Annotated in this window: 13 protein-coding genes; 5 read left to right on the forward strand and 8 right to left on the reverse strand. The window is 73.8% G+C overall.

Annotation, left to right across the window (positions count from 1 at the left end):
- Window positions 1-3: 3 nt before the first annotated feature.
- Entirely contained in the window at window positions 4-1,176 is a 1,173-nt protein-coding gene (gene alr, locus J1792_RS03925) for an alanine racemase (protein ID WP_086567982.1), read from the reverse strand.
- Window positions 1,177-1,339: 163 nt separating this feature from the next.
- On the opposite strand from alr, the gene J1792_RS03930 reads away from it, so the two are divergent.
- Window positions 1,340-2,785 carry an NAD(P)H-hydrate dehydratase gene (locus tag J1792_RS03930; protein WP_086567981.1) on the forward strand — a complete coding sequence of 482 codons (1,446 nt, stop codon included), beginning with the start codon at window positions 1,340-1,342 and terminating at the stop codon, window positions 2,783-2,785.
- Window positions 2,786-2,808: 23 nt separating this feature from the next.
- Here J1792_RS03930 and J1792_RS03935 read toward each other — a convergent pair whose 3' ends face one another.
- The 3 genes from J1792_RS03935 to J1792_RS03945 all read right to left on the reverse strand — a co-directional run bounded on the left by J1792_RS03935 (window position 2,809) and on the right by J1792_RS03945 (window position 7,216).
- Window positions 2,809-5,871, reverse strand: a complete 3,063-nt coding sequence (locus J1792_RS03935; protein WP_207246678.1) for a serine protease — start codon at window positions 5,869-5,871, stop codon at window positions 2,809-2,811.
- A 103-nt stretch (window positions 5,872-5,974) separates the two neighbouring features.
- Window positions 5,975-6,910, reverse strand: coding sequence for a MerR family transcriptional regulator (locus J1792_RS03940; protein WP_207246679.1), 936 nt, complete (start codon window positions 6,908-6,910; stop codon window positions 5,975-5,977).
- 78 nt (window positions 6,911-6,988) lie between these two features.
- Window positions 6,989-7,216 carry a hypothetical protein gene (locus J1792_RS03945; RefSeq protein ID WP_086569053.1) on the reverse strand — a complete coding sequence of 76 codons (228 nt, stop codon included), beginning with the start codon at window positions 7,214-7,216 and terminating at the stop codon, window positions 6,989-6,991.
- A 168-nt stretch (window positions 7,217-7,384) separates the two neighbouring features.
- On the opposite strand from J1792_RS03945, the gene J1792_RS03950 reads away from it, so the two are divergent.
- Both J1792_RS03950 and J1792_RS03955 read left to right on the forward strand, forming a co-directional pair.
- Window positions 7,385-8,578: a sensor histidine kinase gene (locus J1792_RS03950; protein ID WP_207246680.1), complete on the forward strand. Its 1,194-nt coding sequence runs from the start codon at window positions 7,385-7,387 to the stop codon at window positions 8,576-8,578.
- 76 nt (window positions 8,579-8,654) lie between these two features.
- The gene (locus J1792_RS03955; protein ID WP_207246681.1) at window positions 8,655-9,314 is read left to right on the forward strand and encodes a response regulator; all 660 of its coding nucleotides are present in this window, start codon (window positions 8,655-8,657) and stop codon (window positions 9,312-9,314) included.
- A gap of 37 nt (window positions 9,315-9,351) precedes the next feature.
- Here J1792_RS03955 and J1792_RS03960 read toward each other — a convergent pair whose 3' ends face one another.
- The 3 genes from J1792_RS03960 to J1792_RS03970 are packed head-to-tail and all read right to left on the reverse strand — an operon-like array spanning window position 9,352 to window position 11,893.
- Entirely contained in the window at window positions 9,352-9,720 is a 369-nt protein-coding gene (locus tag J1792_RS03960; RefSeq protein ID WP_086569058.1) for a holo-ACP synthase, read from the reverse strand.
- Entirely contained in the window at window positions 9,717-11,567 is a 1,851-nt protein-coding gene (gene glmS / locus J1792_RS03965; RefSeq protein ID WP_086569069.1) for a glutamine--fructose-6-phosphate transaminase (isomerizing), read from the reverse strand. Before glmS ends, J1792_RS03960 begins: the two co-directional genes overlap by 4 nt.
- A 38-nt stretch (window positions 11,568-11,605) precedes the next feature.
- Window positions 11,606-11,893, reverse strand: a complete 288-nt coding sequence (locus J1792_RS03970; RefSeq protein WP_107431038.1) for a hypothetical protein — start codon at window positions 11,891-11,893, stop codon at window positions 11,606-11,608.
- 190 nt (window positions 11,894-12,083) lie between these two features.
- Between J1792_RS03970 and coaA the strand changes: the two genes are divergently transcribed.
- Complete coding sequence (gene coaA / locus J1792_RS03975; protein WP_086569060.1) at window positions 12,084-13,064, forward strand: type I pantothenate kinase; 981 nt, start codon at window positions 12,084-12,086, stop codon at window positions 13,062-13,064.
- A gap of 22 nt (window positions 13,065-13,086) precedes the next feature.
- Window positions 13,087-14,034 carry a DUF389 domain-containing protein gene (locus J1792_RS03980; RefSeq protein WP_086569061.1) on the forward strand — a complete coding sequence of 316 codons (948 nt, stop codon included), beginning with the start codon at window positions 13,087-13,089 and terminating at the stop codon, window positions 14,032-14,034.
- Here the strand turns inward: J1792_RS03980 and glmM are convergent.
- Complete coding sequence (gene glmM, locus J1792_RS03985; protein WP_207246682.1) at window positions 14,031-15,389, reverse strand: phosphoglucosamine mutase; 1,359 nt, start codon at window positions 15,387-15,389, stop codon at window positions 14,031-14,033. The two genes, J1792_RS03980 and glmM, sit on opposite strands and share 4 nt — an antisense overlap.
- Window positions 15,390-15,445 lie beyond the last annotated feature (56 nt).

Below are 15,445 nucleotides of genomic sequence, written 5' to 3' on the forward strand. Positions count from 1 at the left end.
TCGTCACTCCCCCGTGTCGTGGCTCGTGCTGTCCTCCGGGATCTCCCCGGTATAGACGCGGGGCACGCGTGCCGAGATGCGCGTGACGACTTCATAGGCGATGGTTCCGGTCGCCCTGGCCCAGTCCTCGGCGGTCGGCTCGCCCCGGTCACCGGGGCCGAACAGCACCGCCTCGTCGCCGACGCGGGCGGTGTCGCCGCCCAGATCCACCACGAACTGGTCCATGGCGACACGGCCCGCGACCGTCCGCCACTTGCCTCCCACCAGCACCGGACCGGTGCCGCTGGCGGCGCGCGGGATGCCGTCCGCGTAGCCCACGGGGACCAGCGCGAGGGTGGTCTCGCCGGGGGTGACGTAGAGATGGCCGTAAGAGACCCCGTGCCCGCCCGGCACCCGCTTGACGGAGGCCAGGGACGCGGTGAGCGTCATGACGGGCCTGAGGCCGAAGTCCTCGGGAAGGCCGACCTCGGGGCTGGGCGATATGCCGTACATCGCCACGCCCGTCCGCACCAGGTCGTAGTGGGTCTCGGGGAGGGTGAGGGTGGCCGGCGAGTTGGCGATGTGGCGGACCTCGGGGGTCAGCCCCTCGCGCGCGGCATAGGACAGCGCGTCCTCGAAGACGCCCAGCTGGGCGCGGATCGAGGGATGGCCCGGCTCGTCGGCGCACGCGAAGTGCGACCACACGCCGGTGACCTTGACCAGACCGGCCCGCTCGGCGTCACGGGCGGCGGCGACGAGCTTCTCCCAGTCGCCGGGCTGGCAGCCGTTGCGACCGAGACCGGTGTCGATCTTCAGCTGCACGCGGGCGGGACGGCCCGCCGCGCGCACGGCCGCGGTGACCTCCTCCAGGGCCCACAGGCCGCTGACCGAGACGTCGATGTCGGCCTCCACGGCCTCCCGCCACGGCCCGCCGGGCGTCCACAGCCAGCACAGCAGCCGACCCGTGTCGCCCGCGGCACGCAGCGCCAGCGCCTCCTGCGGCGTGGCCGTACCGAGCCACTCGGCACCGGCCTGCCGGGCCGCCCGCGCACAGGGCACCGCCCCGTGCCCGTACGCGTCGGCCTTGACGACGGCCATCAGCTGCGCCCGGGGGGCGCGAGCCCGCAGAGCACGTACGTTGGCCCGCAGGGCGGCCAGGTCGACCACAGCACGGGCGCGCATCGGTGTCTCACTCATCCCCGCCAGTGTCTCAGGCCGGGCCGCCGGGCGGATCGCCTGGGGGAACGCAGCGGTCCGTTTGCCGGGAACGTATTGGTCTGGCTGCCGCCGGGGCGACCCCGCTCCCCCCTGGCCACCGGCCCGGTGGTCACAGGCCGCCCGCCTGCGCCAGGCTGGCCCCATGAGGACTGCCCACAGCGTGGAAACCGTACGGACCGCCGAGCGAGCTCTCATGGCCGAGCTGCCACCCGGCACCCTGATGCAGCGCGCGGCCGCCGGTCTCGCGGCCGCCTGCGCCGACCTGCTCGGCCGCCGCGTCTACGGCGCCCGCGTCACCCTCCTGACCGGCAGCGGCGACAACGGCGGCGACGCCCTCTACGCCGGCGCCCGCCTCGCCCGGCGCGGCGCGGGCGTCACGGCGGTCCTGACGGCCCCCGGAAGGGCGCACGAGGGCGGCCTGCGCGCCCTGCGCGCGGCCGGCGGGCGCGTCGTGCCCGCCGACGACGGCGTACGCGCCGTGCGGCGCGCCGACCTCGTCGTCGACGGCATCGTCGGAATCGGCGGCAAGGGCGGGCTGCGCCCGGAGGCCGAGGCCCTGGTCCTCGCCGCCGAGGACGCGGGCGCGCTGATCGTCGCCGTCGACCTGCCCAGCGGCGTCGACGCCGACACGGGCGAGGTACGCGGCGCGGCCGTACGGGCGGACGCGACGGTGACCTTCGGCGCGTACAAGCCCGGCCTCCTCATCGACCCGGCGCGCGAGTACGCCGGCGCGCTGCGGCTCGTCGACATCGGCCTGGGCCCGTGGCTGCCGGCCGAACCGGACGTGGAGGCGCCGCAGCACGCCGACATCGCCCGCCTGCTGCCGTACCCGGCCGCCGAGAGCGACAAGTACCGGCGCGGCGTCATCGGCATCGTCGCCGGCTCCGCCCGCTACCCCGGCGCGGCGGTCCTCGCCGTCGCCGGCGCCCTGAGCGGCGGCGCGGGCGCCGTGCGCTACGCGGGCCCGGCGGTCGACGCGGTGATCTCGCGCTTCCCCGAGACCCTGGTGACGACCGGCCCGCCGTCCAAGGCCGGCCGCGTACAGGCCTGGGTCGTCGGCCCCGGCCTCGGCGACGGCGCGGACGCCCGGCAGGCACTCGAGGACGTCCTCGCCTCCGACGTGCCGGTACTCATCGACGCGGACGGCCTACGACTGCTCGACCCGGAGGCGGTACGCGCCCGGGCCGCCCGGACGCTGATCACCCCGCACGCCGGCGAGGCCGCCGTACTGCTCGGTGTCTCCCGCGAGGAGGTCGAGACCCAGCGCCTGGCCTCGGTACGGGCGCTGGCCGACCGCTACGGCGTGACCGCCCTGCTCAAGGGCTCCACCACCCTCGTCGCCGACGCCACCGGCCCGGTCCGGGCCAACCCGACCGGCACCCCCTGGCTGGCCACGGCCGGAAGCGGCGACGTCCTGTCCGGACTGACCGGCTCCCTGCTGGCCGCGGGCCTCCCGGCGATCGACGCGGCGGCGGTGGGGGCGTACCTGCACGGCCTGGCCGCCCGCCGGCTCGGGACCGCGCCGCTCACGGCTCTTGGTGTGGCGGGGGCGCTGCGGGAGGTTTGGCGGGATGTGGCAGAGGGGTGAGGGGGCGGTCAGGGGTCCGTCGGCTAGAACAGTGTCTCGAAGTCCAGGTCCCAGCCGTCGCCGAGCAGCTCGCGGTTCAGGATGGGCCCCGGGTAGTGGATGCACAGACTGAATGGTGTGGAGTCCCGCAGGTGTGCCAGGTCGATCGGCTCGCTGTCGGCGCCATCAGCAACGACAGTCACGCGTTCGATCATCGGGAAGGCTTTCGACAGAAGGGCCAGGCCCTCGAGGCCGGTGGGCGCTTGCAAGTAAAGCTGCCGCACCTGGGGCATCGGCCGCACCTGCGCCAGCGAGGTCAGGTCCGCCTCGCACCAGCCCAGCCCGGTCAGCCGGGGGAGCGTCTCCAGGCCGTACTGCCGCAGATCCGCGCCCGGGTGGCCAAAGAACACCGTCTCCAGACGAGAGTGGTGACTCAGGCCTGTCAGCCGGATGCCGCCGGCGTCAGAGCCCAAGGAGAGATACGTCAGCCCGGGCGGCAACGGCAGCTCCCCTGACGGATCGAACGAGCGGACGTTGAGGTTCGTCAGCGCCGGAGTGTCGAGGTCGGCAAGGTCCTCGGCGGTCAGCAGGCCGTCGACCTGCACCTCGGGCCGGCCCCCGAGCCGTTTGAGCGCGGCGACGTGCTCGCCGGACTTCACCACGAAGGCCAGCCGGCCCCAGCCATTGTCCTCGTGGGCCAGCCGCGCGATCACCGCGTCCGCGTACCGCTGCGTGTCGAAGCGGTCCCAGGCCCACGCCAGCTGCGCCCGGACCCCCAGCGACGGGTGGTCCGCGTACCGCGCCAGCAGTGGAATCGCCTGGTCGTCCGCCACCGTCGTCGCCGCGACGACCACCGCGTAGGCAACCTCCTCCGACAGGCCCTCCGGCCCCGGCAGCAAGTCCAGCACCACCGGCCCTACCGTCGCGAGCTCCTTCGCGGACTCCATGTCGCGCGGCGGCACCAGCTCGGCCGCCGCCTGCTCGACTCGCGTACGCACCTCCCAGTCGACCTCGGTGGCGTGCTCGAGGCAGGCGGCGGCCAGCAGGTGCAGGCGAGCCCTATAGGCCTCTTCCTTCTGCCCCCGCTCCAGCAGCATCCGCAGCAGCTCGGCCCGCGCCCGGGGCGGCGCGTGGCCCACCGCCATGCGCAGGACGTCCTCCCACTGATCGTCGTGGGCGTGGTTGACGAGCAGGTCGAAGTCCCAGTCGTCGACGGCGGCCTGGGCGCCCAGGTAGTCCTGGAAGGTGCGGTGGACGAAGTCCAGGGTCTCGCTCGTCGGCTGCCGGAGCAGGCCGCTGCGTACCACCAGGTGCCGCAATATGTCCTCGGCGCTCCCCCGGGCCGCCACCGCCGGCATGGCGGGCAGGGCCCGTTCCAGGATCTCCACGGCCTTGTGCCACTCGATCTCGGAGCGGCCGTTTCTGATCAGCCAGTAGGCGATCTTCTGGAGGAGGGCGGTCTGCGCCTGTTCCAGCTCGGGGCCCTCCAGGCCGACGGCGATCTCGCGCTCGCGGTCCCGCCGGATGAGGAGGAGGTCCAGTGCGGCGCGGTAGAGCTCCATGCGGCCGTGGGGGAGGTATCCGCGGCGCGAGCGGTTGAGTGCGCAGATCAGGGCGCACATCAGGGGGTTGGTGGCCAGCCGTCCCAGGTCGCGTTTGGCGACGACCGCCGCCGACAGGGCGTCGCGGAAGGCCCGTAGCCGTTCGTCGTGCCGCAGGCCCGCCGCGTCGTGCCAGCGGTGGATGAAGGCCAGGACGTCGCCGCGGCTCATGGGCAGGAGCTCGAGCTCGGTGAAGCCGGCGTCGGCCAGCCAGCCCTCGCGTACGGCGGAGGGGCGGGTCGTGATGACGTACCGGGCCTCGGGGTAGGCGGCCAGCAGATCCTTGACCCAGGCCAGGGTGCGGCGGCGGTCGGCCTCGGGGACCTCGTCGACGCCGTCGATGAGCAGCAGTGCCGTGCCCTCGGTCAGCCGCCGGGTGGCCCATCCCCGGGCGGCGGGCAGTCCGGCCAGCGGTCGGGCGGCGGCCTCGAGGAACTCCTCGGGCTGTGGGAGTTCGCCGCGCCGGATGAGCGTCCGCAGGGGCAGGGTCAGCGGCATGCATCCGCTCAGGTGGCCTAACCCCGGGGGCAGCTCTCCCCGGGCGGTGATCGTGGCGAGCCACTGCAGCAGCGTGGTCTTGCCCGAGCCGGCCGCGCCCCGCAGCAGCACCCGTTTGTGCCCGGAGAGCGCCTCCTCCGCGCGCTTGGGCGACGGCACGGACCGGGCCGTCGGGCCGCCGCCGGGCAGTTCGAAGCCCTCCGCGGTCATGACCCGGCCGCCGCCCGACAGCTCGAGGCTGAGGTAGGCGGCGTCCAGCGGCCAGGTCTCCCCGTCGCCGTCGCCGAGCGTCAGCCCGATGATGGTCAGCTCGCCGGACTTGCCGACGATGAAGTCGCGTAACCGGCGTTCGAACGCCTCCACCTCGAGCTGCTGGGGCGAGGCGAGCGAACGCGACTCCGGCTTGTGGCCGGCGAGCAGGCACTCCTGCAGGAAGCGGAAGTCCTGCCACAGCGTCTCCGACGGCGTGACCGTCAGCCGCCCGTGCCGCCACCCGCCCGGGTCGGCGCACACGACGCCGGCGAGCAGCCCGTCCACGAAGACGGCGGCCCCCGACATCCCGGCCCACGGCGAACCGCCGTCGGGCTGCGGCGCCGGCGCGCCGTGGTCGCTGTCGAGGACGTGCCGGCCGCTGAGGAGATGGCTGCCGGGCTTGAGAGCGCCGACGACCTGTTCGGTGTCGAGGTCGCCCGCCGCGTCCCGCTGGACGTGCGGGTAGCCGATGGCCTGCGCGCCGGGCCAGGCCCGCAGGTCGTACGCGCGCCCCCACACCAGCGGCTCGAAGGCGGCGGCCGTCTCCTCGTCGACGACGTCCCGCTCGGCGACGAGCAGGGCGACGTCACAGCGGCGGTTGTCGTCGCGCGCCCATGCCACCCGGCAGCGCACCTTGCCGACCCCGCCGGGGACGATCACCGTGGGGGCCTCGCAGTCGCCGACGACGTGTGCCGCGGTCAGGACGAGGTTCGGTGCCAGCAGATAGCCGCTGCCCTGGGTTCGCCCGCCGAACACCGCCGCAATGCGCTCCCTTGCCGGATGCACGCCGCCGCCCCCTTCGCCTCCGCCGTCCCACCTGACGATACGACAGCAGGACGGCGGGGGACGGGGGATCACATCAGGCGGCGCGCAGCCCGGCGATCAGCCATTCGACGGCAGGCCCCATATCCGGCGCGGGCCAGCCGTTGATCACGGCGAGGAGCCGCCAGTAGCGCTCGTAGCGGGAGTCGTTGCCGATCTCCAGCCGCTCCAGCAGCCACCGCCGGAACTCCGGGCCGTCCTCGCGCCCGGCGAGCCCGGCGCACTGCCGCGCCAGCTCGTCGACGAGCGGCCGCGCCGCCTCCGACTCCGGTGCGAGGCCGGCCTTCCGCGCCTCGGCGGTCCGCTCGCGGATCAGGTCGGCCAGCCTTCGCGCCTCGTCCGGCTCGGGCTGCCCGGCCTCGTCCCGCGCCCGGATCTGGTCCTCGGCGGCGCGTCGCATGCCGGCGCGGAAGTCCTCGTCCTGGACGAGCCCGGCGAGCTCCACCCAGGCGTCGACCTGCTCCGGCGCCGGGTCGTCGGGCAGGACCGGCATGGCGTCGCGCAGGGTGGCCAGGAAGCCGGGGTCGACGTCCAGGCCCTCGAAGGCGTTGTCGATGAAGTCGTGGATGAGGCGGCGGCGTTCCCGGTCGGTCAGGTGGGCGAGAGTGTGCATGAGTTCCATCTCCTCCGGTGTGGACCCGCGTCCGGCGACGGCTCGGAGGACGGCCTGGCGCAGCCGCAGGGTGCGGATCTGCGTCTCCAGCGCCTCGGCGTGCACCGCGGCGACCTCGGCGACGGTCACTTCGCGCTCCAGCACCTGCCGGATGGTCGCGAGGCCGACCCCGAGGTCGCGCAGCGTACGGACGAGGCCGAGCCGGGCCAGGGCGTCCTGCCCGTAGAGCCGGTAGCCGGCGGGCGTACGGTCGGCCGGCGGCACCACGCCCTCGTCGGACCAGAACCGGATCGTCTTGACCGTGAGACCGGTCAGACGAGCCAGCTCGCCGATGGAGTAGAGGGAGGTGTCGCCGTCCATGCCCGCCACCTTGGTGTCTCCCGTCGCTGGAGAGTCAAAGCGTAGGCACGGACACCGCTTCGGACCGTCCTGGCGGTCCTACGGGCGGGGCCGCTCCCGGCCCACGGCCTCGCTCGCCGCGCCCACCGCTATGCCCAGGGCGATCATCACGACGTAGCTGTAGACCTCGTAGCCGCCGGGCGCGAGGAAGCGCAGGAAGCCGAACAGGCGGAACCATCCGAGCCATTCGTGGAGCAGGCAGCTGATGCCGCCGACGATCAGGACGAAGCTGACGAAGCCCAGCAGGCGCTTGAGGGGATTGTTCATGCCCCGACGGTACGAAGGGCGGGCCGTGCCCCGCATCGGCCGTAGGGAGCCGGTTCGAGGGCCGTGAGGCGACCAAAGTCTCCGGCCGCACGGCCGCCCGTCATCCGAAAGTATCCGCCCGCCCGGCGGCGGCCCGGCGCCCTCGAACAGAACCGTAGATTCGCCGTCATGCACCACGTTCACCGAACCCGCCGCGACTGGGCCGCCGACATCGGGCTGTTCCTCTTCGCGGCCTGCTTCGCCGCGATCAGCTCGCGGTCGATCCCGCTGCCGCAGGACATGGGCCCGGGCTGGCAGGCCGCCGACCAGGTGGTGGGCGGGCTCGGGTGCGCGGCCGTGTTCCTGCGGCGGCGGTGGCCGGTGCAGCTGGCCGTGGCGCTGCTGGTGGCCGGGAGCCTGGCGCACTACATGACGGGCCCGGCCCTGGTCGCGGTGTTCACCGTCGCCGCCGGCCGGCCGTGGCGCGTCACCGCGTGGGTCGCGGCCCTCGCGTTCGCCCCGCTGCCGGTGTTCCTCTACGAGCTGCCGGAGACGGACGAGAGCCGGGCCGGCGCGGCGCTCACCTACTTCGCGCTGATCGCCGGGGCCCTCGGGTGGGGGCTGTTCCGCCGCTCCCGGCGGCAGCTCATCGACTCGCTGCGGGAGCGGGCCGAACTGGCGGAGGCCGAGTCGGCCCTGCGGGCCGCCCGGGCGACCCAGCGGGCCCGTGAGGAGATCGCGCGGGAGATGCACGACGTGCTCGCGCACCGGCTGTCGCTGCTGAGCGTCCACGCGGGGGCGCTGGAGTACAACCCGGGGGCCCCACCCGCCGAGATCGGGCGCGCTGCCGGAGTGATCCGCGACAGCGCGCACCAGGCGCTGCAGGACCTGCGCGAGGTCATCGGGGTGCTGCGCGCGCCCGTGGGCGACGGGCGGCCGCAGCCGACGCTCGGCGACGTGGCCCGGCTGGTGGAGGAGGCGCGGAAGGCGGGCACGCGGATCGACTACGAGCCGCCCGGCGAGGCGGAGACCGGGGCGGCCCCGGCCGCCCTGGGACGCACCGCCTACCGCATCGTCCAGGAGGCCCTCACCAACGCCCGTAAGCACGCCCCGGACGTCCCGGTGCGCGTGAGGATCTCCGGCGGGCCGGGCGGCGGCCTCGGCATCGAGGTGCGCAACGCCCTGCCCGATGCCACGGCGGGCGGGCCCTCGTCGGCCGGGCCGGCCATTCCCGGGGCCGGGCAGGGGCTCATCGGGCTCGGGGAACGGGCCGCGCTGGCCGGCGGACGGCTCGAGCACGGCCGGGACGGGGCGGACTTCCGGCTGGCCGCCTGGCTACCCTGGCCCGCGGACCCGCACCGCGAACCGCCGCCGGCCGGATGAGGCCGGACGGCCGGGAGCGCCGCGCCCGGTCCGGCACCCGCACCGCCCGCACCGCCCCCGAATGTGAGGCCCCGCCGTGAGCATCCGCGTGCTCCTCGTCGACGACGACCCGCTGGTACGGGCCGGGCTGCGCCTGATGCTCGGCGGCGCACCCGACCTCGAGGTGGTCGCCGAGGCCGCCGACGGCGGCGAGGTGGGGCCGCTGGTCGCGGCGCACTCCCCCGACGTCGTGCTGATGGACATCCGGATGCCGGGCACGGACGGGCTGGCCGCCACCGAGGCGCTGCGCGGGCGGCCGGAGCCGCCCGAGGTGATCGTGCTGACCACGTTCCACACCGACGAGCACGTGCTGCGCGCCCTGCGGGCGGGCGCGGCCGGGTTCGTCCTCAAGGACACCCCGCCACGGGAGATCGTGGAGGCGGTACGGAAGGTGGCGGCCGGGGAGCCCGTGCTGTCCCCGGCTGTGACGCAGCAGCTCATCGCCCAGGTGTCGGGCGGCGACGCGCAGCGGCGCCCGCGGGCGGAGGCGGCCCGCGAGCGGCTGGCGGTCCTGGGCGAGCGGGAGCGCGAGGTCGCCACCGCCGTGGGGCGGGGCAAGGCGAACGCCGAGATCGCGGCGGAGCTCTACATGTCCGTCCCCACGGTCAAGACGCACGTCTCGCGCATCCTCACCAAGCTGGACCTGAACAACCGGGTGCAGATCGCGCTGCTGGTCCACGACGCCGGGGAGGTGTGAGGAGCCGCAGGCCACGGCCCCCGGCCCCTCGGACCCCCTACTTCTCCGCGATCACCACCGCCGAGGCCACCCCCGCGTCATGGCTCAGCGAGACGTGCCAGGACGTCACCCCCAGCGCCTCCGCGCGCGCGGCCACCGTTCCCGTGACCACCAGCCGCGGCTGGCCGCTGCCCTCGGTCACGACCTCCGCGTCCGTCCAGAGCAGCCCGCCGGGCGCGCCCAGGGCCTTGGCCAGGGCCTCCTTCGCGGCGAAGCGGGCGGCCAGCGAGGCGATGCCCCGCCGCTCGCCGGTGGGCAGGTACAGCTCGCGCTCCACGAACAGCCGGCCCGCCATGGCGGGCGTGCGCCGCAGCGCCGCGTCGAACCGCTCGATCTCGGCGACGTCGATCCCCACTCCGACGATCATTCGACCGTCACCGACTTCGCGAGGTTGCGCGGCTGGTCGACCTCGTTGCCCCGGGCCGTCGCCAGTTCGCACGCGAAGACCTGCAGCGGCACGGTGGCCACCAGCGGCTGCAGCAGCACCGGCGTCGCCGGGACCTCCACCAGGTGGTCGGCGTAGGGGCGTACCGCCTCGTCGCCCCGTTCGGCGATCACGATGGTGCGGGCGCCGCGCGCCCGGATCTCCTGGATATTGGAGACGATCTTGTCGTGCAGGACCGAGCGCCCGCGTGGCGAGGGCACGACCACCACCACCGGCACGTCCTTCTCGATCAGCGCGATCGGCCCGTGCTTGAGCTCTCCGGCCGCGAACCCCTCGGCGTGCATGTAGGCGAGCTCCTTGAGCTTCAGGGCGCCCTCGAGGGCCACCGGGTAGCCCACGTGACGGCCCAGGAAGAGCACGGTGTTCTTGTCGGCCAGGGAGCGGGCCAGCTCGCGCACCGGCTCCATGGTGGCGAGCACCTCCTCCACCTGGGCGCCGATCACCGACAGCTCGCGGACCACGCCGCGCACCTCGTCGCCCCACTTGGTGCCGCGCACCTGGCCCAGGTACAGCGCCACCAGGTAGCAGGCGACCAGCTGGGTCAGGAACGCCTTCGTGGAGGCGACCGCCACCTCGGGGCCGGCGTGGGTGTAGAGGACGGCGTCCGACTCGCGGGGGATCGTCGAACCGTTGGTGTTGCAGATGGCCAGCACCTTGGCGCCCTGCTCACGGGCGTGCCGCAGCGCCATGAGGGTGTCCATGGTCTCGCCGGACTGGCTGATCGCGACGACGAGCGTGCGCTGGTCGAGGATCGGGTCGCGGTAGCGGAACTCGCTGGCCAGCTCCGTCTCGCACGGGATGCGCGTCCAGTGCTCGATGGCGTACTTGGCGATCAGGCCCGCGTGGTAGGCCGTGCCGCAGGCGACGATGACGACCTTGTCGACCTCCCGCAGCACGGAGTCGGGGATGCGCACCTCGTCCAGCGTCAGGGAGCCCGCCGCGTCGATGCGGCCCAGCAGCGTGTCGGCGACGGCCTTGGGCTGCTCGGCGATCTCCTTGAGCATGAAGTAGTCGTAGCCGCCCTTCTCGGCCGCCGAGGCGTCCCAGTCCACGTGGTACGTGCGCACGTCGTCCGCGGGGGCGCCGTCGAAGCCGGTGACGGTCACGCCGTCGCGCCGCAGCTCGACGACCTGGTCCTGGCCGAGCTCGATGGCCTCGCGGGTGTGGGCGATGAAGGCGGCGACGTCGGAGGCGAGGAAGTTCTCGCCGTCGCCGACGCCGACGACCAGCGGGGAGTTGCGCCGCGCGCCCACGACCACGTCCGGCTCGTCCGCGTGCACCGCCACGAGCGTGAACGCGCCCTGGAGCCGGCGGCAGACCTGCCGCATGGCCTCGGCGAGGTCGCCGCACGAGGAGAAGGCCTCGGACAGCAGGTGGGCGACGACCTCGGTGTCGGTCTCCGAGCCCAGGGCGTGCCCCCTCTCGGCCAGCTCGGCGCGCAGCGCGGCGAAGTTCTCGATGATGCCGTTGTGGACGACGGCCACCCGGCCCGGGTTGTCGAGGTGGGGGTGGGCGTTGGCGTCCGTCGGGCCGCCGTGCGTGGCCCAGCGGGTGTGCCCGATGGCCGTCGGCCCGGACGGGAGCGGCCGGTCGGCGAGCTCCTTCTCCAGGTTGGCGAGCTTGCCGGCCTTCTTCGCCGACGCCAGCCCGCCGTCGGCCAGGACCGCCACCCCGGCCGAGTCGTAGCCGCGGTACTCCAGGCGCCGCAGCCCTGCCAATACGACATCGAGGGCGCACTGCCCTCCCACATAGCCAACGATTCCGCACATGGTGTGCAGCGTACGGGCCGGGGGTCGGCGCCCGTGGGTCAACGCCCGCGCTCGATCCGGTCGATGGCCTCCTGCACGAGCTCCAGGTACTCGACCTCCTCGCAGCGCGGTTTGCTGCCGAGAACGTACCGGTCGAGGCAGTCGTCGAGGTCCTGCCCGAGGTCCTCGTCGGGCAGCTCGGCGGACAGGTCGCCGTGCACCCGGTCGGCGAGGGAGGGCCGCGTCCCGAGGGCGGTGTGCGCGGGCGGCGCCCCGCGGCGCACGAGGCGGAGGACGCCCTGCCGGGCGAGTCGGACGCGGCGGAGTACGAGCAGGAAGACGAACACGGAGCCGGGCTCCTCGCGTGATGCGTGCGGACAGGACGCTGGACGTTATTCCTGACCGGCAAGTAAGTACAGACCCCGGCGAGAAACTTCACCCACTGGTACCCCTCCGATCCCTTGCGTCACTGCCTGCGCGCGAGCCCCTCGGGCCCCCCGAAGTGATGCCGACGCGCCCGCCGCGCACAATGGGCCCGTGCCGACCACCATTGAGCAGCCGCAGCAAAGGCGCCGCGCAGACTCCTCGCCGTTCGTGGACCTGACCCGGGCGGAGTGGAGCGCGCTGCGTGAGAACACCCCCCTGCCGCTGACCGCCGACGAGGTCGAGCGCCTGCGCGGACTCGGTGACGTCATCGACCTGGACGAGGTCCGCGACATCTACCTGCCGCTGTCCCGCCTGCTCAACCTCTATGTCGGGGCCACCGGCAGCCTGCGCGGGGCGCTCAACACCTTCCTGGGCGAGAAGGGGGCCCAGCGCGGCACGCCCTTCGTCATAGGCGTCGCCGGCAGCGTCGCGGTGGGCAAGTCGACCACGGCCCGCCTGCTGCAGGCCCTGCTGGCCCGCTGGCCCGAGCACCCGCGCGTCGAGCTGGTCACGACGGACGGCTTCCTGCTGCCCAACGCCGAGCTGCAGGCCCGGGGCCTGATGTCGCGGAAGGGCTTCCCCGAGTCCTACGACCGCCGGGCCCTGACCCGCTTCGTCGCGGACGTGAAGGCCGGCAAGGACGAGGTCTCCGCGCCGGTCTACTCCCACCTCATCTACGACATCGTGCCCGGCGAGCGGCTGACCGTGCACCGCCCCGACATCCTGATCATCGAGGGGCTCAACGTCCTGCAGCCGGCCCAGCCCGGCCAGGACGGCCGCACCCGCGTCTCGCTCGCCGACTTCTTCGACTTCAGCGTCTACGTGGACGCCCGCGCCGAGGACATCGAGCGCTGGTACTACGAGCGGTTCAGAAAGCTGCGGGCCACGGCCTTCCAGGACCCCGACTCCTACTTCCGCCGCTACACCCAGGTCTCCGAGGAGGAGGCGCTGGACTACGCGCGCCGCAACTGGCGCACCATCAACAAGCCGAACCTGCTGGAGAACGTGGCGCCCACCCGCGGCCGCTCCAACCTGATCCTGCGCAAGGGACCGGACCACAAGGTGCAGCGGCTGTCGTTGCGCAAGCTCTGAGACTCCGGGGACGATTTCGCCCATGCTCCATCTGCGGATGATGACGCCCGCCGACCGCACCGACGAGGTCGTCGCCCTCGTCGAGCGCACCGTCGGCGCCACCCACCTGGCGGTGCTGACGGGGGCCGCCCGCGACCCTCAGGGGGACGTCGTGCTGTGCGACGTGGCCCGCGAGGCCGCCGACGAACTGCTGGAGAAGCTGGGCGAGGCCGGGGTGCGGGACTGGGGGGCGGTCTCCGTCGAGGAGCCGGACCTGGTGCTCTCCCGGCGCGCGGACGTCGCCGAGGAGGAGGCGCCGGGCGACGGCGCCGACGCCGTCGTCTGGGAGTCGCTGGTCGGCGAGACCCACGAGGAGTCCTCGCTGACCGTGACCTTCCTGGTGTTCCTCACGGTCGCCACGATGCTCGCCGCGTGCGGCGTGATCATCGACAGCGCGATCCTGATCGTGGGCGCGATGGCGGTGGGCCCGGAGTTCGGCCCGCTCGCCGGGCTGTGCACGGCCGTCGTGCGACGGGCGCCGCGCCTGGCCTGGCGGTCGCTGACCGCGCTGCTCGTGGGCTTCCCCGTGGCGATGGCGCTGACGGGCGGCTTCAGCGTGCTGATGGACTGGCTGGGCCTCTTCCACGAGGCGAGGTTCCTCGCGCCCCGCCCCCAGACGGCGTTCATCTGGCAGCCGGACGCCTTCTCCTTCATCGTGGCGTTCCTGGCCGGCATCGCCGGAATCCTCTCCCTGACGTCGGCGAAGTCGGGGGCGCTGATCGGCGTGGCGATCTCCGTGACGACGGTTCCGGCAGCGGCGAACGCCGCCGTGGCCCTCTCCTACGGCAACTGGTCGGAGACCCGCGGCTCGGCCGTGCAGCTGGCGCTGAACCTGCTGGGGATCATCGCGGCCGGCACGCTCACGCTCCTCGCCCAGAAGTGGTTCTGGGCGAGGCAGCGCGAGCGCACCGCGCGACAGGCGGGAAGCTAGCCCAGCGCCGACTTCACGACGTCGGCCAGGCGCTGCGCCACGGCGCGCGCCTGCTCGATGTCGGCGGCCTCGACCATCACCCGGACGAGCGGCTCGGTGCCGGAGGAGCGCAGCAGGACGCGGCCGGTGGAGCCCAGCTCCTGCTCGGCGGCGTTGACGGCCGCGGCGAGCTCGGTGGAGGAGCCCACGCGGGACTTGTCGACGTCACGGACGTTGATCAGGACCTGCGGCAGGCGCTCCATGACGCCGGCCAGGTCGGCCAGCGTGCGGCCGGTGGCGGCGACGCGGGCGGCCAGCATCAGGCCGGTGAGGGTGCCGTCGCCGGTCGTGGCGTGGTCCAGGACGATGACGTGGCCGGACTGCTCGCCGCCCAGGGCGAAGCCGTTCGCCTTCATCTCCTCCAGGACGTAGCGGTCGCCGACCGCCGTCTGGACGAGCTGGACGCCCTCGCGCTCCATGGCCAGCTTGAAGCCCAGGTTGGACATGACGGTCGCGACGACCGTGTTCTTGCGCAGCGAGTCCGCCTCGCGCATGGCGAGCGCCAGGACGGCGAGGATCTGGTCGCCGTCGATCTCGGTGCCCTTGGCGTCCACGGCCAGGCAGCGGTCGGCGTCGCCGTCGTGGGCGACGCCCAGGTCGGCGCCGTGCTCGACGACGGCGGCGCGCAGCTTGTCCAGGTGGGTGGAGCCGCACTCGTGGTTGATGTTGAGGCCGTCGGGCTCGGTGCCGATGGTGACGACCTCGGCGCCGGCGCGCGAGAAGGCCTCGGGCGAGACGCGGGACGCGGCGCCGTGGGCGCCGTCGATGACGACCTTGATGCCGTCGAGGCGGTTGGGCAGGACGCCGATCAGGTGGGCGACGTAGTTGTCGAAGCCCTGGTCGTAGTCGCGGACGCGGCCGACGCCGGCGCCGGTGGGGCGGTCCCAGGGCTCGCCGGAGGCGTGGGACCGGTAGGTCTCCTCGATGCGGTCCTCGAGCTCGTCGGCGAGCTTGTGGCCGCCGCGGGCGAAGAACTTGATGCCGTTGTCGGGCATGGCGTTGTGGCTGGCGGAGAGCATCACGCCGAGGTCGGCGCCGAGCACGCCGGTGAGGTAGGCGACGGCCGGGGTGGGCAGCACGCCCACCCGCAGGACGTCCACGCCCGCGCTGGCGAGTCCGGCCACCACGGCGGCCTCGAGGAACTCCCCGGACGCACGCGGATCACGCCCGACCACCGCCACCGGCCGATGGCCCTCGAACGTACCCGCCTCGGCGAGCACGTGCGCCGCCGCGACCGACAGGCCGAGCGCGAGCTCAGCCGTCAGATCGGCGTTGGCGACACCGCGCACGCCGTCCGTACCGAAGAGTCGTCCCACTGGTGTCCTCCCAAAAAGCGGGGCGGGGCCACGCCGCGAGGCCCCGAACATACGTA

The sequence above is a fragment of the Streptomyces triculaminicus genome (assembly GCF_017349075.1).
In the GTDB taxonomy this organism is placed as follows: Bacteria; Actinomycetota; Actinomycetes; order Streptomycetales; family Streptomycetaceae; genus Streptomyces; species Streptomyces triculaminicus.

Bases quoted from the DNA above. Each gene is read 5' to 3' on its own strand.
- glmS (WP_086569069.1), bottom strand. From the start codon at position 11,567: ATGTGCGGAATCGTTGGCTATGTGGGAGGGCAGTGCGCCCTCGATGTC.
- J1792_RS03940 (WP_207246679.1), bottom strand. From the start codon at position 6,910: ATGGACGGCGACACCTCCCTCTACTCCATCGGCGAGCTGGCTCGTCTG.
- J1792_RS03980 (WP_086569061.1), top strand. From the start codon at position 13,087: ATGCTCCATCTGCGGATGATGACGCCCGCCGACCGCACCGACGAGGTC.
- J1792_RS03960 (WP_086569058.1), bottom strand. From the start codon at position 9,720: ATGATCGTCGGAGTGGGGATCGACGTCGCCGAGATCGAGCGGTTCGAC.
- J1792_RS03930 (WP_086567981.1), top strand. From the start codon at position 1,340: ATGAGGACTGCCCACAGCGTGGAAACCGTACGGACCGCCGAGCGAGCT.
- J1792_RS03950 (WP_207246680.1), top strand. From the start codon at position 7,385: ATGCACCACGTTCACCGAACCCGCCGCGACTGGGCCGCCGACATCGGG.
- J1792_RS03945 (WP_086569053.1), bottom strand. From the start codon at position 7,216: ATGAACAATCCCCTCAAGCGCCTGCTGGGCTTCGTCAGCTTCGTCCTG.
- alr (WP_086567982.1), bottom strand. From the start codon at position 1,176: ATGAGTGAGACACCGATGCGCGCCCGTGCTGTGGTCGACCTGGCCGCC.